General features: G+C 66.6%; 10 protein-coding genes. 5 read left to right on the top strand and 5 right to left on the bottom strand.

Annotated elements, in window-relative coordinates:
* Positions 1 to 3 precede the first annotated feature (3 nt).
* Complete coding sequence (locus AC6UUM_RS12825; RefSeq protein ID WP_500802666.1) at positions 4 to 675, bottom strand: RraA family protein; 672 nt, start codon at positions 673 to 675, stop codon at positions 4 to 6.
* A 222-nt stretch (positions 676 to 897) separates the two neighbouring features.
* Here AC6UUM_RS12825 and AC6UUM_RS12820 point away from each other — a divergent pair, with 222 nt between their 5' ends.
* From AC6UUM_RS12820 to AC6UUM_RS12810, 3 genes are all read left to right on the top strand, one after another.
* Positions 898 to 1812, top strand: a complete 915-nt coding sequence (locus tag AC6UUM_RS12820; protein ID WP_500802664.1) for a 2-dehydro-3-deoxygalactonokinase — start codon at positions 898 to 900, stop codon at positions 1810 to 1812.
* On the top strand, positions 1809 to 2435 hold the full coding sequence (locus tag AC6UUM_RS12815; protein ID WP_500802663.1) for a 2-dehydro-3-deoxy-6-phosphogalactonate aldolase: 627 nt from the start codon (positions 1809 to 1811) through the stop codon (positions 2433 to 2435). The genes AC6UUM_RS12820 and AC6UUM_RS12815 overlap by 4 nt, the downstream gene beginning before the upstream one ends.
* Before the next feature lie 92 nt (positions 2436 to 2527).
* Positions 2528 to 4378: a pyrroloquinoline quinone-dependent dehydrogenase gene (locus AC6UUM_RS12810; protein WP_500802662.1), complete on the top strand. Its 1851-nt coding sequence runs from the start codon at positions 2528 to 2530 to the stop codon at positions 4376 to 4378.
* A 3-nt stretch (positions 4379 to 4381) separates the two neighbouring features.
* Here the strand turns inward: AC6UUM_RS12810 and AC6UUM_RS12805 are convergent, their stop codons facing one another.
* Complete coding sequence (locus tag AC6UUM_RS12805; protein WP_500802661.1) at positions 4382 to 6046, bottom strand: cupin domain-containing protein; 1665 nt, start codon at positions 6044 to 6046, stop codon at positions 4382 to 4384.
* Between the two features lie 27 nt (positions 6047 to 6073).
* Positions 6074 to 7156 carry a hypothetical protein gene (locus tag AC6UUM_RS12800; protein ID WP_500802660.1) on the bottom strand — a complete coding sequence of 361 codons (1083 nt, stop codon included), beginning with the start codon at positions 7154 to 7156 and terminating at the stop codon, positions 6074 to 6076.
* Positions 7157 to 7505: 349 nt separating this feature from the next.
* Here AC6UUM_RS12800 and AC6UUM_RS12795 point away from each other — a divergent pair, with 349 nt between their 5' ends.
* Positions 7506 to 10373, top strand: coding sequence for a TonB-dependent receptor domain-containing protein (locus tag AC6UUM_RS12795; protein WP_500802659.1), 2868 nt, complete (start codon positions 7506 to 7508; stop codon positions 10371 to 10373).
* An 82-nt stretch (positions 10374 to 10455) separates the two neighbouring features.
* Positions 10456 to 11367: a sugar phosphate isomerase/epimerase family protein gene (locus tag AC6UUM_RS12790; protein WP_500802658.1), complete on the top strand. Its 912-nt coding sequence runs from the start codon at positions 10456 to 10458 to the stop codon at positions 11365 to 11367.
* Positions 11368 to 11620: 253 nt separating this feature from the next.
* On the opposite strand, the gene pbpC is transcribed toward AC6UUM_RS12790, so the two are convergent.
* Both pbpC and AC6UUM_RS12780 read right to left on the bottom strand, forming a co-directional pair.
* Positions 11621 to 13738: a penicillin-binding protein 1C gene (gene pbpC, locus AC6UUM_RS12785; RefSeq protein ID WP_500802657.1), complete on the bottom strand. Its 2118-nt coding sequence runs from the start codon at positions 13736 to 13738 to the stop codon at positions 11621 to 11623.
* Positions 13739 to 13751: 13 nt separating this feature from the next.
* Entirely contained in the window at positions 13752 to 19523 is a 5772-nt protein-coding gene (locus AC6UUM_RS12780; RefSeq protein WP_500802656.1) for an alpha-2-macroglobulin family protein, read from the bottom strand.
* Positions 19524 to 19632 lie beyond the last annotated feature (109 nt).

The raw sequence follows: 19632 nt of genomic DNA, 5'->3' as shown, positions 1-19632 counted from the left end.
CGATCAGATCCGGCCGAATTCGGCCAGCAGATCCTCGACCGTCTTGCCCTGCTTGACCCAGGCGCGGGTATTCTTCTCCCGCTCAGCCTGCTCTTCGGCCAGGGCCAGCATTTCCTCGGCCTTTTCCAGCGGGACCACGCACACGCCGATCGTGTCGGCCACGATGAAATCGCCGGGCCGCACGATCACGCCGCCGCACTGGATCGGCACGTTGATCGACAATTCCTCCTTGCGCGCCGAAAACATCGTGTGGGTGCCGCGCGGCGTGATCGATCGTGTCCAGATCGGCCAGTTGATATCTTCCAGTTCGTCGATATCGCGGCCGGCGCCATCAACGATCATGCCGCGGATGCCGCGATTCTGCGCCAGCCCGCCCATCAGGCCGCCGCACACCGAAACCTCGGTATCGCCGCCGGCATCCACGCAGATCACATCGCCTGGCTGGCCCATTTCCAGCGCGCGCAGTGGATCGACCAGATCGCCGCCCGAAAGCTGCACAGTGATCGCCTGGCCGGTCACCTTGGCCTTGAACGCCGGCTTGATCGCCGATGCCATCACATTCTGGCGATACATCACGTCGGCAAAGATGCAGGAGATCGAATAGGTCGGCAGCAGGGCATCGAATCGCGCCAGCAGATCGGGCCGTCGTTCGAATTCGTTGAAGATCTTCAGCATGGGGAACTCCGTGAGGCTGTTCGTTGAGAGCGGCAGACGCCGGATGCAATGATTCAGTGGCAGACATGTAAACCTTTGCATAGAGGAGCAGCCGATGAGAAGATCAAAAATTGCGAGGGTGGCGCCGGCTGGACACGGCCGCGCCGGGCATGGAAAGAGGGTGATGCACGGGGTGCGGAGCAACAGCACGCGGCGCGGTGGCGCCAGCAGTGGAGCAGGCTGATGGGTGATCATTTCCTGGCGCTCGACTGGGGGACCACCAACCTGCGGGCGTGGATCGCCGACCGCGACGGCCGCCCGCTTTCGCGCCGCGATTTTCCGCTGGGCTGTGCCGGCCTTGCCCCCGGCGAGGCGGCGGCGCGCTTTGCCAGCGAGGTGCGCCCTGCCATGCAGGCCGAACAATTGCCGGCGATGCTGTGCGGGATGATCGGGTCCGCCATGGGCTGGACGGCGGTGCCCTATGCCGATTGCCCGGCCAGTTTCGATGCGCTGCAACGCAGCCTGCACCTGGTGGACAGCGCCGGCCCGCCGGTCTGGATCGTGCCCGGTCTGCGCACGCTGCGCCGTGATGGCTGTGGCCCGGATGTGATGCGCGGCGAGGAAACCCAGCTGTTCGGCTGGGCGATGGCCGATCCGGCACGGCAGCGCGGCGAACATCTGCTCTGCCACCCTGGCACCCACGCCAAATGGGCGCGGCTGGTTGATAACCGCATCGAAGGCTTTGTGACTGCGATGACCGGCGAGTTGTTTGCGCTGCTGCGCCAGCACAGCGTGCTGCGCGTGGCCGACGCCATCGAGAATGACGCGGCGTTCGGGCAGGGGCTGGCGGCGGCCGGTGACGGCGGTGCGCTGGCCTCCCGCCTGTTCACCACCCGATCGCGCGTGGTGGGCGGCAGCATGGCATCGGCCTGGGCCGAATCCTATCTGTCGGGTCTGCTTATCGGTGCCGAAGTGGCGGCGACTCCGGCATTGCTCGGCATTTCAAATCCGGGCCATGTCGTGATCATCGGCGATCCAACGCTTTGCAGCCTTTATGGGCGGGCGCTGGCGCAGCGCGGCACAGCCACCAGCCGGTTCGATGGCGAAGCGGCCGTGCTGGCCGGCCTTGCCGCCCTCTATCGCGGAACTGTTGCATGACACTCTCCTTCGCCCAGGCCTTTGCCGCCATGCCGCTCGTCGCCATCCTGCGCGGGGTGCGGCCCGATGAGGTGATCGGCATAGCCGAGGCCATCCAGGCCGCCGGCATCGGTATCGTCGAGGTGCCGCTCAATTCGCCATCGCCGTTCGAAAGCATCACGCGGCTGGCGGCGTTGCGCGCTACGCTCGTGTCGGGCGCCGGCACGGTGGTCAGTGTCGCCGCCGTGGAGGACGTGGTGGCCGCCGGCGGGCAGATTGTGGTCGCCCCCAATAGCGATCCGGCCGTGATTGCGCGCAGCATCGCGCTGGGTGCGGTGCCCATGCCCGGCGTGGCGACCGCCACCGAGGCCTTTGCTGCACTGGCGGCCGGAGCGCACATTCTCAAGCTGTTTCCGGCGGCCAGCTATGGCACGGCCCATCTCAAGGCGCTGGGCGCGGTGCTGCCGTCCGAAGCCGTGATTGTTCCGGTTGGCGGAGTCGGCCCGGCTCAGATGGCGGACTGGTGGGCGGCCGGCGCGCGCGGCTTTGGCCTGGGCAGTGATCTCTACCGCCCCGGCATGAGTCCCGCGGACGTGGGCGAGCGCGCCGTCGCCGCCGTTGCCGCGCTGCGTGCGCTGCGATGACACGCCCATGCCGTCGAAAAGCGGCATTGCTTGCATCGGGATGAAATCGATATCATTGGTGGATCGCACAGATCACCGCATTGGGGAGGCTCATGATGAACGCGACTTTTGGTCTTCGGGCCCGCCATGTGGTCGGCTTGCTTGCCGGCGCCGCGCTTGGACTGGCGAGCGCGGGACAGGCCGCTTCCAAGGCCGATTATCCGGGCTATGGCGGTGATCAAGGCGCCACCCGCTATTCGGAACTCACGCTGATCACCAAAGCCAATGTCGGCAAGCTGGTGCAGGCTTGGCGGTTCGACATGCCGGCCGGCGGCCTGCAGGTGCAGCCGATCATCGTGGATGGCGTGCTTTATGCCACCACCACAGATGGCAAGGTGGTGGCGCTCGATGCCGCCACCGGCGCGCTGAAATGGTCAACCGGCTTTCCCGGTGCGGGCGGCGGTCGTGGCCGCGGGCTGACCTTCTGGCGCAATGGCACCGACCGGCGCATTCTGGTTCCCGGTGGGGCCTATGTTTATGAAATCAATGCCGATACCGGGCAGCTGATCCCGTCGTTCGGCGATGCCGGCAAGATCGATCTGCGCCTGCAACTGCGCGGGGATGATCCCAGCCGGAATCTGATCAACATCGGCACCCCGCCCAGCCTGTATGGCGATATTTTCATCACCGCCGGCGGCGTGCCGGAAACCTCGCCTTCGGCGCCCGGCGACATTCGCGGCTGGGATGTGCGCACCGGCAAATTGCTGTGGTCCTTCCACGCCATCCCGCATCCGGGCGAGCCGGGTTACGAAAGCTGGCCGGCCGATGCCTGGAAGACGGCCGGCGGCGTCAATGCCTGGCAAGGCGTGATTGCCGACGAGTCCACGGGCATCGTCTTCGCCGCGCTCGGATCACCGGCCGATGATTTCTGGGGCGGGGAACGGCTGGGCAACAATCTTTATGGCAACAGCCTGGTGGCGATCGATGCCAAGACCGGCAAGCGACTGTGGCATTTCCAGACCGTGCACCACGACATGTGGGACGCCGATTTTGCCGCCCAGCCGATCCTGACCACCGTGCGGCGCGGTGGCCGCCCGGTGCAGGCCGTGGCGGTGACCAACAAGGCCGGATTTATCTTTGTGTTCGACCGCAAGACCGGCAAGCCATTGTTCGACATCAAGGAAGTGAAGGTGCCGCCATCGGATGTGGAAGGCGAAGTGGCATCGCCAACGCAGCCGATCCCGGTGTTGCCGGCGCCGCTGGGCCTGCACGAAATCAGCCCTGACACGCTGACCACCCGCACGCCGGACGCCAACGCCGCGGCGCGGGCAAAGCTCGCCACCATGAAATATGGCCCGGTGTTCACGCCGATCGCCAAGGACAAGGATACAATCGTCATCCCCGGCTTCAGCGGCGGGGTGGAATGGGGCGGCATGGCGGCCGATCCCAAGGGCATCCTTTATGCCAACAGCGAGAATATCGCCTGGTACACATCGATCATCAACCAGAACCGGCCGGGGCCGGAACGGTCGAAGTTCAACTTTTCGGGCTACAACAAGTTCCTCGATCCCGATGGCTATCCGGCCACCAAGCCGCCGTGGGGCACGTTGAACGCCATCGATCTCAACACCGGCAAATATCTCTGGAAAATCCCGTTCGGCTATTATCCCGAACTGGCTGCCAAGGGCATGGCGAACACGGGCAGCGAAAGCTATGGCGGCCCGGTGATCACCGCCAGCGGCCTGCTGTTCATCGGCGCCACCATCTATGATCGCCAGTTCCGCGCCTTTGAGGCCGCCACCGGCAAGGAATTGTGGAAGGCGGAGCTGCCCTATGGCGGCGTCGCGACCCCGGCGACCTATCTGGCGGGTGGTGAGCAATATGTGGTGATCGCCGCCAGTGGTGCCCGCGACCGCAAGGGCCCCAAAGGCGCAGCCATCGTGGCGTTCAAGCTGGCCAAATAGGCATCACCGCGCCGTCGTGATGTGCAGGAAGCGCGCCGGCTTGTCGCCCAGGTTGATGTTGGCGTGGGCGGTGATGCCGGTGGGCGGTACCTTGTAGGCGGTGCCGGCGCGCAGCGTGCGCAGTTGCTTGCCGATCAGCGCGTCCACATCATCCAGCGCGATCCAGATCTCCTCGCTGCCGGCGACGACACTGTAGGGGCGCGCGATGGCCAGCGCGGGCAATGCCACCTGGCTGATCGCGCCGATGCGCTGCAGGCCGTCGGCCGCGGTCACCACCGGCCGGCGCTGGTTGTGCCAATCGGTGACGGTCATGCGCTCGCGCCGGTGATCGACAAGCGAAACCGTCGTGGCCGGCGCAGCGCCCGGCGCCAGCCGTTCGGCGACGACATGGAAGGTGAGATAGTCGTTGCCGGTCGCCGTCAGACGGAAATCGCGGCCGGGCGGCAGGATGAACGCCTGGCCCCTCGCCAGCGCCAGCGTGCGGCCATCGACCGTCAGCGTGCCGGTGCCGGCCTCGACGATATAGGTTTCCTGCATGTCCTTGGCGTCGCCTTCGGCGGGATGGGCCGTCGAACCGGGCTCGAGCATGGCATAGCTGACTGCGGTTGCGGCGGTCAGCACGGCACCTTTGCGAATCGGGCGCACCGGATCGCCGCCGGTCAGCCCGGTGAGCAGGTCGCGCATGTAGAGATTGCCGTGGGCGATGCGCGGATAGGCATCGTCGCGCTCCCCCATGAACAGATCGATGTCCGGCGCGTTGGCAGGGTCGATCGGCTTGTTTTCCAGCTGGGCATAATCCGGCAACGGTGGCCGTGGCTTGCGGATCGCGGGGCCCATGTAGATCAGCTGGATCGGGTCCTTGCCAGGGTTCAGGTTGCTGTGCGGGGCAAGGCCACTCGGCGGGATCTTGTAGGCCTGGCCCGGCCGCATCCGCACCAATTGCTTGCCCAGCATCAGTACCGATTCGCCCTTCACAGCCAGCCACAATTCTTCCCAATTGTGGCTGTGGGGTTGCGGCATGGTGCGTGGCGCGATCGTGCACAGCAGCATGCCGGACGGCCCGCCGTTGCAGATGTGCAGCCAATGCGCGCCGATGCGGCGATCATTGTCCCAGCGGCTGACCACCGCGAATAGCGTCGTTGGTGCGGTGCCTTCAGGCACCGGCTCGCTGCGCACATAGAAGGTGAGGGGGGTCTTGCCGCTGTTAATCAGGCTGAAATCGAAATCCGGCGTCAGCACAAAGCCCAGGCCCTCGCGCAAATCATGGCTGCGGCCGTTGACCTGCACCGCGCCGGCGCCTTCGGCGGTGTAGAAGATCGCGCGGCTGCCGGCCGGCATGCGCCCCGTCGCCGTGGCGCCCGGCGCCAGTGTCGCCCGGCTGACCGTCGTGATGTCGATCAACACGCCGCCGCGGACGCGCGGCCGCAGCGGATCGGCGTCGCCCAGCGGAGTCAATATGTCGTGAAACACCAGGCTGCCGAACAGCGTTCGCGGCTTCGCCGCCCGCCAGTCGCCCAGGAACATCCTGACATCGGGATCAGTTGCCGGGTTGACCGGGCTGGGATCGAGTGCGTCCTGCCGCTCGCTGTTCGGCGCCGGCTGGGCCGCCACCGCCAGCGGCACCAGCGCCAGGCCCAATACCGCACCGATCCTCAAAATCGTCTTCATCGCGGCTCTCCTGTACGGGTTGCAGCCTCAGGCCGGCCGGCCACTGATGCGTTCCGATTCGGGCAGCGAATAGAAATCATAGGTGATCTGCCAGCTCATCGGTTTGCCTCGGTCGGCGTGGACATGGATATAGGCTTCCGGGCAGGTGGTGCGCGGCGAGGTCCAGAACACGAAGTCGGACAATGGCTTGTCGGCCGTGACCCGCACGCCGGCACCGGTGCGACGGTTTTCGACGCTGATGTCGTAATCGGCGGCAGTGGGACCAAAGCCTTTCAACTGCATGCGGACGGGCTTGTCGATCGGCCCCCGGTAGTTCAGCTTGTTGGCCGATACCGCCACCGTGTCACCGCGCACATTGAAAGCCTCCAGCGTCCACGGGAAGCGCACTTCCACATCCGGGCCACTCGGCTGCCCGTCCAGCACGAAGAAATTATGATCATACATCTCGGTGTCGATGGGGTTCCTGCCGGTCGATTCGAGGCGGTGGGTGAGCGTCAGTTGTTTGCGGCCGGGCGGCAGCGCGACGGTCTTGATATAGCGATAGCCATAGCCCGACGCCGGATCGCTGACCTCGTGGACAAACTCCACCGCATTGCGCCGGACCTTGGTGGTCCATTTGCCGCCGTCGACGATTTCCAGGGTGGGAAAGCCGCGGATCGGCTCGGCCGGCTTGCGCAGCACGCCGACGCCGATCTTGATGAAGGTGCCGCCAATCGGCGCCGCATCAAACCCCTGGCCGGTGACATAATCCTGCACCGGCCCGGGAATGGCATCATGCTTCTTGGGATCATAGGCCGGGAACCAGCGCCCGAAATAACTGTGGCCGCCAACCTGCAGATCCGCGACCGCACCTGACCAATCGAAGCGCGTACCGCGATAATAGCCGCGGTCCGCATCAGGCATGAACAGGACGGCGCGCACCAGACCGTTTTCGATCTGCACCGCTGGCGCTTGCGGCGCGTCCGGGTCTGGGCTTGGCACTGGCGCGGCGCGCAAGGCGTCCGGCAGCAGCAAGGCCGCCGCCATCCCCTTCAGCAGGGTGCGACGGTCATCCCGCGCGGCCATGCCGGAGTCTGCTGCGGCAACGCTTGGATCGGTGTTGGCATCCATCGCAGAGTCCCCCCTTCGCCTTGAGCGACATCGTTGCGGCCGCCTAGCATGATTTCGTTTTCATGTCTGCCGCATGTTTGCAACCGCCCGTGCAGCCTGTGGCACATACGCAACAATTGCCAACCGATGTGCGCCTTCGCATTCCGATATTGCGTTTCGGGCCGAGCATGGGCAGTATCCCCTTGCGAATAGGGGTCGCAGCGCCCTGCTACGCACTGATTGCCCTTGATCAATTCCTTCACAATCCGAACCAAATGCGCGATTGAAGGGCTGGATCAAGGAATGAAAACGATTACGGCCAATAAGGCCATTGGCATCCTTGGGGGGTTTCATGCGCACGAAAAATTTGATGATCGGTTCTTTGCTGGCAGGGGCGAGTCTGGTTGTGGTGGCCCCGGCTGCCTGGGCCCAGGACGCGCAGGCATCTGGCAATGCAGCCCAGATGGCAGCCGCGGAGACCGAAGCCCCGGCCGAAATCGAAATGGTCGTTACCGGTTCGCGCCTGCTGAACAGCGGGACCGTCAGCCCGACGCCGCTGACCACTGTGGCCACCGTCGATCTCTTGCAGACCACGCCGACCATCCTGGCGGATGCGCTGTACAAGTTGCCGGTGTTTGCCGGTCTGCCGGCGCAGCAGCGCAATCCCGGCAACTCCGGCGGCAATTCCGGTGCCAACGCGCTGAACCTGCGCTCCATTGGTGCCGAGCGCACGCTGGTACTGTTCAACGGTCAGCGTCTGCCGGTCAACAACATCGATCAGATCCCACAGATGCTGATCAGTCGCGTTGACATCGTCACCGGCGGTGCTTCGGCGGTTTATGGTTCGGACGCTGTCGCCGGCGTCGTCAACTTCATCGTGGACAAGAAGTTCGAAGGCCTGAAGCTCAACGCCTCGGCCGGTTTGTCCACCTACGGTGACAACTTCGTCCAGCGCTATGGCGTTGCGGCCGGCAAGACCTTCGGCCGCTTGCACCTGATGGGTTCGGTCGAACATTTCAACGACCCTGGCATCATGTCCAAGCTGGTGCGTCCGTGGGGCCAGGACGTCTATTCGACCCAGGGTGCCGGCACCGTGGCCAACCCGTTCCGGTCGATCATCAACACCCGCATCAGCAACACGTCGTTCGGCGGCAAGATCCTGGCCAGCAGCCCCGGCCAGCCCACCAACCCGCTGCTCAACCAGAACTTCACCACCAACGGTGTGCTCACCCCGTTCGTCAACGGTGCGGCCACCGGCGCCAGCACGATCCAGAGCGGCGGGGAAGGCGGCTTCCACAAATATGCATCGCTCAAGACGAAACTGGTCAACACGCAGATTTTCCTGCGCAGCGACTATGAATTGAGCGACAATGTAAATGTCTGGCTGCAGGGCACTTATGTTGAAACCAACAACCAGAACAATCACGAAGTCAACGAATTCCGCAACTACACGATCAGCGCGACCAACGCGTTCTTGAGCCCGCAGATTCAGCAGACGCTGGCGAATGCCGGTGTCCGCAGCTTCCTTTATGGCAAGATGCTGGGGCAGGCCACGCCGCGCCAGCCTGAATCCTTCCTGCAAACCACCAACTTCGCCGGTGGTGTCGATGGCAAGGTGAATCTGTTCGGTTCCGACTGGAATTGGGCGGTGGCCGGACAGTTGAGCCGGGAAAAGCAGAATACCTTCAACAACGCCAACATGGACGGGGCCAAGGCCGCCGCAGCGCTCGATGCCGTGGTCAACCCCGTCAATGGCCAGATTGTCTGCCGGGTGACGCTCACCAACCCAGCCGCCTATCCGGGCTGCGTCCCGATCAACGTCTTCGGGCCGACGTCGGAAAGCCAGGAAGCACTGGACTATGTCCTGTTGCAGACGCAGTTCACCCGCGTTTCCACGCTGAGCGCGGTCAACGCCAGCTTTGCCGGTTCACCCTTCAGCACCTGGGCCGGCCCGGTCCAGTTGGCGATCAGCGGCGAAGCGCGTGAAGCCACGGTGAAGGTTGCTTCGGATTTCCAGCCGACCGACCTCGTCGATTGCAGCACGCTGCCGAACTTCCCCGGCACGACGCGGCCGCTCAATTGCAGCACCACGCAGGCGCGCTGGGTCAACAACGTCGTTGCCCGTCTGAACAAGCAGTCGGTGTCGGTGAAGGAAGTCGCGATTGAAACCGACATTCCGTTGCTGAAGGATATGTCCTTCGCTGAATCGCTCAACGTCAACGGCGCGGCGCGTTACACCGATTATTCGGTGTCGGGCGTGGTGTGGACCTGGAAGGTCGGCCTGGATTGGCACATCAATCGGGATTTCCGTGTGCGCGCAACGCGTTCGCGTGACATTCTGGCGCCGAGCGTGACGCAGTTGTTCGGTGCGGTCGTCGTCAACCCGTCGGGCATCACCGACTTGCTGACCGGCGTCAACGGCGTGGCCCCGGTGGAAACCCGTGCCAACCCGAACCTGGTGCCGGAAGTGGCCAACACGCTTACCGGCGGTATCGTGTTCACGCCCAGCTTCCTGCCCAACTTCTCGCTGTCGGTCGATTACTACCGCATCAAGATCGACAACGCGCTCGCCAACGTCACCGGCAACAACGCCACCGTGGCCCGCCTGTGCGTGGAGAGCAACGGCACGTCGCCGCTGTGCGCCTTGTTCCAGCGGCCGCTCGGCCCCACCAACACGTCGCCGGCGAACTTCCCGACGCGCATCTTCGCGCAGCCGGAAAACATCGCCGCCTTCCTGAGCGAAGGCATCGATACGGAAGTGAACTACAACTTCCGCGTCGGCGAAGGCCGGGTCAACCTGCGCGGTCTGGTGACCTACACGATGAAGCAGACCTCGCAGACCCTGCCGGGCACCACCGTGCTGGATGCCGCCGGCGCCGCGGGCCTGCCCAGCATCCGCGCGACGCTGAACGCCCAGTATACCAACGGGCCGTTCCGCTTCGATTGGCTGCAGCGCTATGTGAACTCCACCCGCCGCGACGCCGATCCGGCACAGGTGTGGGCCGAAGGGCCGGTGCCGGCGCGCACCTATACCGACCTCACCGCCTCTTATGACATCAAGGCGCTGGGCGGCAACACGCAGGTATTCCTGAACGTCCAGAACCTGTTCAACACCGCGCCGGCCGTGCACGGCAACACCGGTGGTTCGTCATCGGTGCCCGGCCTGTTCCTGGCCACCACCAACGGCCACGATATCATCGGCCGTTACTTCACGGTCGGGTTCCGGTCACGGTTCTGAGATGTTGGCTGTCCAACCCCGATAACCAACATTGCTCCGGACCATGGCGCCATGGTCCGGAGCTTTTTTCAGGCGGCGGCAGATGACGGACAGGCGGTTTTTTCTGGCTTCGGGTGCTGCGGCGCTGGGGCTGCCGGCTTGGGCACAGGCCCCGGACGCGGTGCCGGCCCGCAAGCTGGCGCGGATCGCCATCAGCAGCTCAACCTATCGCGCACATTATGAAGGGCGCTTCAGCGTCGCTACGGCCATGCCGCGCCTGTCGCACCGGACCTTGCCGGCCTATGTGAAGCAACGTTTCGGTGTCACCCGCATCGAACTATGGGATCAGCAGTTCGGCGCCGCCGGCCACAGTTTTGCCGAATGCCGGGCGATTCGCGCTGCTGCCGATGCTGCCGGTGTGCAGGTGGTCAGCGTGGAGGTGGAGGATATGCCGCCTCTGGACGCCGCTGATGCTGATGACCGGGCCCAGGCTGTGGCCGAAGCCAAGGTCTGGCTGGACAAGGCGCGGGTCCTTGGCTGCACCTCCATGCGTTTCAACGTCAATCGCAGCCGCGGCGAGATCAACCAGGCGGCCGCCATCGCCGTGCTGCGCCAGATGGCCGATCATGGCGCCCGGCTGGGCGTGATCGTGCTGCTGGAAAATCATGGCGGGGCCACCGCTGCCATCCCCAATCTGATTGCGCTTGTGCAGGCCGTGAACCACCCGTTCGTGAAGGCCGAACCGGATTGGGGGGCGTGGGCGCCGCCCGGAGATCGCTATGAAGCGATGAAATCCGCGATGGCGGTGACGCATATCGTATCGGCAAAGGGGCTGGTCTTTGATCCGGAAACCTATGTGCACACGTCGTTTGATGCAGCGCGTCTGGTACGGGACGCCGAGGCCACGGGTTTCAAGGGGGTTTATTCGGTTGAACTCTACAACAACCCTGCGCCAGCCGACACGGACCGGGCCGTCGCGTCATATATCAAGACGATAACCGGCGAATTGGCCTGACCTGGCGAACTTGGGTCATGCGCTGAACAATGGCGTGTCGGAGCCATCCAAGTTCAGCCTTTTGAGCAATGGCAAGCAGTCTTGAACTGGCGCAGAGCGGTTCAAGGATAACGACGTGCAGCGGAGACCCTGCGAAATTGGGTCAGTATTTGCAGGAGTTTCCCAAGCAATAAAGTTGCGGCACGGGGATTTTCTTTAACTTTGCTCCTGCCTCAATTGCCTTTCGATAGCCGATGGTGCCTGCTCCACGTCCTCAGCGCACCACCAACCGCGCCCGATCAAGGGTTTGCCGACCGTCGGTTAGCGCGATCAGATGTACTCCCGGCACCGGCGACCACAGCGCTGTCAGCCGGTCGCCGTCCCGGGTTGGCGCCACTCGCCGCCCGTCGATCGTGATGGCCAGCCCAGGCAATGACCCCGTCGCCCGGATCGTCACCTGCTGCTGCGCCGGCGGAATATCGGGGTCGATGGCGACCATTGCCCCGTCGGCCGGTGCCAGCAGCCGCGGCCGCAGCGCCGCCGCCTCGGCAATCCGCACGGTGGCAAGCTCTGTCCCGCGCAGGAACAGCTCGTCGCGCGGCGGCTCGATCGCCGGCTGCCAATGCACCCGCCGCCGCACCACCCCTGCCGGCAGCGCAAAGCCCCGCCCCGGCACCGCGGCGTGCAGCGCCAGCATGATCCGCGCCCAGGCCGGCGCTGCCCCGGTCATCCCCGACACCCCCACCATCGGGTCACCTTCAAAATTCCCCACCCAGACCCCGACCGTGAATCGATCCGAAAAACCGATGCACCAATTGTCACGCAAGGCCTTTGACGTTCCGGTCTTCACGGCCGCCGGAAACGGCATGGCCAGGCCATTGTCCTCGCCGAACGTCGCCGTCCGCGCCGAGGGATCGGCGAGGATGTCGCGCACGATCCCGGCCGCTGCCGCTGCGATCACTACCCTATCGGCCGGCGCCGCATCGCCCCGCACCTGGGGCCGGATGCGCAGCGGTGACCAGCGCCCGTCCCGCGCCAGCGCCCGGAACGCTGCCGCCTGTTCCAGCAGAGTCACCTCCGCCGACCCCAGCGCCAGCGAAAAGCCGTAATAATCCCCGTCGCGGCTGATCCCCTTGTAACCGACATCGTACAGCCGGTCGCGAAACGCATCGACCCCGACCAGCATCAGCGTCCGCACCGCCGGCACGTTCAGGCTGTTGCCCAACGCCGACCGCGCCGTCACCGGTCCGCGAAAGCTGCGATCGTAATTCTGCGGAATGTACAGGCCCGAGGCGGTATCGAGATCGACCGGCGCGTCGTCGAGCACCGACGCCGCGGTCAGCAGCCGCCGCTCAAAGGCGAGCGCATAGAGTTGCGGCTTCAGCGTCGATCCCGCCTGCCGCGGCGCCGTCACCCCATCGACCGCCGCCGCGGTCGACGCCGGCCCCGCCGATCCCACCCAGGCCAGGATCTCCCCGCTGGCATTGTCGACGACGATCACCGCCCCGTCGCGGGCATTGCGCGGCGACAGCGCCGCCAGTTGCCGCACCAGGGCCTCGGTCGCCAGCCGCTGGATATCGAGATCGATCGTCGTCTGCACTGCGCCCCTGGTGCCCGGCACCAGCAACCGGTCGCCCAGTTGCGGGGCCAGCCCCGGCCCGAGGATCGCCGTCCGCGGCCCCAGCATCGCCGCAGCCGTCGCCGCCACGTCATGGCACAACAGGTCCGGCGCTGCCCGGCAGGCGCGTGCCGCCACCACCGCTGGGCCTGCCGAGGGCCCACGCGCCAACGCCGTCAGAACGGCGGCCTGCGCCGCACCGATCCCCGCTGGCGCCCGCCCAGCCAGCCCGCGCGCCGCCGCATCAATCCCAACCAGCTCGCCGCGCAACGGCAGCAAATTCAGCCACGCTTCCAGGATCTGCCGCTTCGTCCACGTCCGCTCGATTGCCCAGGCCGCACGCGCCTGCATGATTTTCTGCCGCCAGGATCGGTCTCCCGCGCTGCCCAGCGCCGGCTCCAGCAGCGCCGCAAGCTGCATGGTGATCGTGCTCGCCCCCCGCGCGCTCTGCCCGCGCAGCCGGTCGCGCAGCGCGCCGCCGATCGCCGTCCAGTCCACCCCGCCATGGTCCGCAAAGCGCCGGTCTTCTGACGCCACGATCCGCGCGATCAGCGCGCTGCTGATCTGCTCCAGCGGCACCCAATCGAGCCGCCGCACGTGCGGATCGGTGCGCCGCACTTCGAGCACCCGGCCATCGCGTGCCAGCAACCGCGCCTCGCTTGTCGCCGCCGCGCCACGCACCGCCGCAAACCCCGGCGGCGCATCGGGCATCGTCACCACGAACAGCAGCAGCGCCGCCGCGACTGACACTGACAGCCAGCGCAATCCTGTCACCCCGGCGTCCGCCTCACCGCCCCGCCACCACCACCGGCGCATTTGGCAGCATCGCCATCATTTCCGGCGCATAGAGCGCCTCGACCCGCGTCGGCGGCAACCGGAACGTTCCCACGCTGCCCAACCGCACCGTGTATTCATAGGTCACCGCTGCCCGGCCAAGCGCCGCATAATGCGCATGCACCGCATCGCCGCGCCGTTCGACAAAGCTCGGCTGCTCGCCGCTGCCGCCTTCAGTGCCGGCCAGCAATTGCGACCGCCCGCCCAGCGAGCCGCCAAGGATCGTCGCGCCGGCCGGCATTGGATCGTTGATCACCACCCATTCCGCCGGCGCCCGCGGCGTTACTGTCAACCGCACCCGCATCACGTCGCCGCGGCTCCACCGCCCCGCCATGGCCTGGCTCACCGCCGTCACCTGCCGGCTCAAGCCGAAACCGCTGGCAAACGCCGCCTTCAAGGGCACCGCCGCCCGCGCCGACACCATCAACCAGGGCGCCCCACCACCCGCATGGCTGCTGGTCAGCGCTGCCGGCAATTTCGGCCAAGCGAGGGTTTGTGCCGCCGGTGCCCCGTTCCACGCAAAACTGACCTTATCTGCGCCCAGCGCCACCCGCGTCGTCCCCGTTACCGGCGCCGTCTCGAACGCCCGCGAAAACGCCCGCATCGCCAGCGTGCCGAGCGCATTGGCCGGCGTCGTATCCCAATGCCCCCGCCGCTGCCCCAGCATCAACGTCCGCGCGATCCGCGGCGCATCCGCGCGCCACCCGACCCGGCGACTGCTCAGCAACAGCAACTGCGCCGCCGTGGAATCCGGGCTGGCCAGCAGCTGGAACGGTGAATCACTGCGCGTGATCCTCAGCGTCGTGCCCTGCACATCGATCCGCGCGCGCAACACCGCCTCGGCCTGCGCCAGCTTGGCCGCGCCATTCGCCACCGGGAGCCGCTCGAGCACCTCGATCCAGTCGATCACCGTGACCGTCGGCCAAGTATCGGGTGCCACGTTCAACGGCTCGACCATCTGCGGTGTCGCCGCGCCCGCCGCCGCCAGCGCCGCCACCGCCGCCACCAGGCGCGGCGGCCCGTCGCCCGACAGGTCGGCAAAGCCCGCCACGCTTTTACCCTTGTCGACCACCAGCACATTCGCGTGGCTGCGCACCACCCGCCCGGCGACAAAGCCGGTCAAGCCGCGCACCATCGCGTTCCGCGTGGCCTGGGGCAGCGCCCAACCACTCGCTGCCGACAACCGCAGGATATACGCCGTCAGCGCATCATCCCCGGCAATCCACGCCGCCGGAAAAAAGCGCACCAGGCCATCACCATCCAGATACCCCGGCAACGCCGCCGCCGCATTGTCCCATGCCGCGCGATCGCCCAGCGCCACCGCGCGCGACAATCTTTGTTCCATGCAATCATAGGGATAGGCGGCCATATACTGCCGCACGCCGGGCAAATCGCCGCCCAGCGATCGGCTTGCGGCCACCACCACGCCGCCGCGACCTGGCAATGCGCCGGCCGGCGCCGCGAGCGGCAGGGCAGGGCTCCCTGCCGGGAAAAAGCTGGCTGCCAAGGTCTCCACCGGCACCGCCGGTGCCACAGCCTGCGTCACCTCCACCTGATCCGTCTGGCCGCTCGCCGCCTTCGCCGCCACCCGCCACACGACCGGGCCACTCGCCGGCGCCACCACCCGCCACGCCGCTGTTTGCGCCCCGCCCGCGGCCACCACCAGATCGAGTGGCGGCAGCACGATCGCGCCGGCATTGCCCGTCATCCGCACCCGCATCACCGATTGCGTCGTGTTGCGCGCGAGCACCGTCGCCACATAGGCGTCGCCATCGCGTACCAACGGCGGAATCCCGGCAAGCAACTGCAGATCCTGCGTCGTCCGGATTGTCGTCATCCCCGTCCCGAACAGGTCGGGCCCCGCCGTCGCCACCGCCACCAGCCGGAAGCCTGACAGGGAATCATTCAGCCGCAACGGCACCATCGCGCGGCCCTGCGCATCCAACGGCACCCGTGCCCGCCACAGCAGCAGCGGATTGAAATCGCGCCGCACCATGCCCGCACCAGCGCCACCACCGCCCCCGGCCGCCACCGCCTTGCGGCCATAATGCCGCTTGCCGACCACCTGGGTTTGCGCCGTCGCCACCACCACGCCCAGCGGCCGCTCCGCCATCATCGCCGTCAGCACATCCCAGCTGTCATTGTCCTGCAATTGCAACAGCGCCTCATCGACCGCGGCAAACGCCACCTCGGCATCCCTGGGCAACACCCGCCCCTTTGGCGGCGTTACCGTCACCTGTGCCTTCGCGGCACTGCGCACAGCATAGCTCGGCCGGTCGCTGGCGACCGTCACGCCCAGCCGGTGGCGGTCCCAACCCACCGTCAGCTTCGCCATCCCCAGCCGGTAACTCGGCTTCGCCAGGTCGACGAGCGACGTTGGCGACGCCGCCTCGCGGCTGATCCACGGCAGGTTCCACCGCCGCGCCAGGTCCGCCAGCCACAGCCGCCACCCCGCCACCCGACCGCGCACCGCCAGCACCGACACATAGACATTGGGGGCATAGCCCGCCTTCATCCGCACCTCGACCACCGGGTCCTTGCCCGAAAGCTGGGTGACAAAGCTGTCGATCACGCCGTCGCGCAACACGGTGACCAGCGCCGTCGCGTTGCGGAACGGCATCCGCACCTGCAGCCGGGCGACGCCATCGGCTGCCACTGCGGCGCCTTCCGGCACCACGTCCATGCGATCGCCATTGTCGCCGCCGAACCACCAGTCGTCATCCCCCGCCAGCCACACCGACGTTGACGCCCGCGCCACCCGACCGGCCGCGTCCTTCGTCTCTGCCACCGCCACCACTTCGCCCGACACCCCGGCATCGAGACTGCACCCCAGCCGCCCCAGCGCATCGCTCGTGCCCGCACACTCGGCATCGAGCTGCTTCGTCTCGCGGCTGTTGTCGTAGGCGTAAAAGCCGCCGATCAGCCGCTTTCGGTAACTATAAGTCTCGCGTGAAAACAGCTTCACCGTCACCCGTTGGCCCTTGACCGGCCGTCCGTCGAGATCAACCACCACCATCTGCAATCGCAGGTCATCAGCCTTCGCCAGCCAGCCGTCGGTTTTCACCCCCACCCGCACCGCCGCCGGCTCCAGGTTGATCCGCGCCGACGTCGTCGCCACTTCACCATTGGCGTCGTCATAATCCATTTCGGCGACCAGCCGCGATGGCACCGCCACCGGCACCAAGCCGTCGATCACGATCCGCGCCACCCCCTTGGGGCCCAGCGCCACCGGCTCGGTGCGCGCCCGCATCGGCGCTCGCGCCACCTCAGGCTCCTCGCCATCGCTGCCCAGTGGCACAATCCCTGCCACTACTGCCTCGCCGCTGAACGACCAGTCGTCATAGCCGGGGACGCTGACCGTGCGTGGCTCCACGATTGTCCGCAGCTTGACCGGCGCCGCCGCCACGGCCCCGCCCGAAAGATAAGTCAGCGCCAGGTCCACCGGCACCTGCGTCGGCGCCACCAGGTGCCCGCGCGGTCCCGCAACGCTTGCCCGCACCGCCGGCAACCGATATTCCTCGACCTTGAAACTGCCGACCGCACGCTGTTCGCCATCCGCGCCAACCATCTGCAGCTGATAATCCCCCAACGGTGCTGTCTTCGGCACTGTCCAGCTGGCCGTCGCGCTCGCCCCCTTCACCGCCAGCACCGTCTCGAAATCGGTGTCAGACCCCAGATGCCGGATGGTCAGCTTGTCGGTGGTGAACGGCGGCGGCGCCGCAAAGCCCGCATCCGTGCGCTGGCGCGCCAGCAGCTTCATGTTGATCGTCTCACCGAGCCTGAGCAACGTGCGGTCGAATACGGTGTGCACCACCGTCGGCTGGTATCCCCAGCCCTGCGTCAGGTTGAAATCGCTGCCCTGGATGCCGCTGCCCCAGTTCGACAAGGTGAAGCTGTAATCGTCCGCCGTCCGCGCGCTGATCATCAGCGGCCGGTCGGTGCCATATTTGCAGCTGCCATAGCTCGATGGCGGCGGCAGCACGTCGCCGATCAGCGCCCGCCCGGCCGCATCGCTGCGGCCCTGCCACAACAGCCGCCCCGAACAACTGTCGGTCACCCGTACCACCGCGCCGGCCACCGGCGTCGCATCGGCCAGCCGCGTCACCCAGGCAAGGCTGCGGCCTTTGCCCCACTGCCAGTGCACCGCCATGTCCGTGACCAGCGCGCCGGTCGCCACATAGCGCGTGCTGCCCCCTCCTTGCAGTGCCCCGAGCAGCGCCTTGCCGAGCGCCGGCGACGCGATCTCGACGACATGGAACCCGCGCGTCTTTAACGGAATCCCCACCACCTCGAACGTCCGCGGGTCCTTGTCGCGCCCGATGCGAAAGCTGCGCGCGCCGGCACCTTGCCCAATCAACGGTGTGCTGCGCGTCGTCTCGATGCTCTGTGTGTCCTTGGAACCCGCGATCGGCTCTTCGACGCTTGTGCGTTCCTCGGCCTCATCCAGCCGCCGCAACCACGCCGCCACCGCGCCATCACTCTCCACCGGCAGCGCCCGCGCATTCAGTGCGATCCCGCGCGCCGCCACCGGCGTTTCGATCCCGCGAAGGGTCACGGGCAAAACCCCGCCCTCTGCTGCCTCCAAAATCCCGAATGTCCCCGCAAATTTTGCCAACGGCGGGAAATCCCCCGTCGCCACCGTCAGCGGAAACCGCCCGGCATTGACCAGAACCCGCCCGGCATCGTCGCGCAGACGCGCAGGCAGCACGATCCGATACTGCGCGCGTTCGGTGAAAGGTGCCGCCCATTCGACCTGCCCCATGGTCGCCACCCGCTGCTTCGGCGCCACCGGCGCCAGCGCCCGGCCATCGGGCGTTATCAGCCGTACCGCCATTGCCTGTGCCAGCGCCACCTCGCCAGCAAAGCTCAGCCGCATAGGTTCCAGTGGCGAACAGGATGCCGCGCTGTTGACCCGCGCACATTCGAACCGCGCCGTGAATGCCGGCCGCACCTCGACCGCCGCCCGATAGGGCGCACCTGCCTTCAACCCTGCCGCGGAAACGATGCTGCCGCCCCAGAGCAAAGTCACCTTGCCCCCGGCCGGCAGCGTGCGCCGGCATTTCGCTGCCACGATCACGGCCCTGGGCGGCACCGCATCGTCGCCATATTCGGGCTTGCGCCACCCCGCCGCTTCCAACAGCCGGCGCACGCGATAGTCGCCGGCCGCCCCGTTCAGCACCTTGTCGCGCGCCGCATCGGGTTGGATGTCGAGCGGCACAGCCTCGCCGACCCCCTCGATCAGACAAGCCGCCCCTGCGGCTACCGACACCGCCGTCGGCCGCGCGTTCAGCGCCAGCAGGAACAGCTGATCCTCCTCGACCCGCCCATCCTCCGGCAGTGCCGCCCGCACCGCTGGCCCGCCGGTGTCGAAGCCGAACTGCCGGGCGCCGCCGACCGCCGCGCCGCGCGCATCGCGCAACCCCGGCATCAGGGTGTAGCGGCACAATTGCCCGCCGGGCAGCGCCGCCGGCAGGTCGATCACATAGGTTTGCGTGTCGGCCCAACGCCCGCTGGCGCCCGTCGAACAATTGCCGGCCACCGGTGTCGGCAGCCGCGGATCGCCCAGCGCCACCATTGGCGTCGTGAAATGCACTGCGATCTGTTCGGGCGCCTGCACGCTGCCGGTCGGCGAAAAGCGATCGACTTGCGGCGTCGGCGCCCCGCCAACGGCAGCCGCCGCCAGCACGAGCAACGCCATCCCGATCGTATGCCCATGCCTGGTCATCACAATCCTTTGTCCCAGCCTCGACACGATGGCTGAAGCGCTTCCATTGGACAAGTCTTCGCTTGCCTGGCCGTCGCTGGCGCTTGGCTCGTCAAACCCATGCCATATC

This window comes from Sandarakinorhabdus sp., assembly GCF_987265915.1.
The sequence above is the reverse complement of the archived record's forward strand: the minus strand, read 5'-3'. Positions and strand labels throughout refer to the sequence as shown.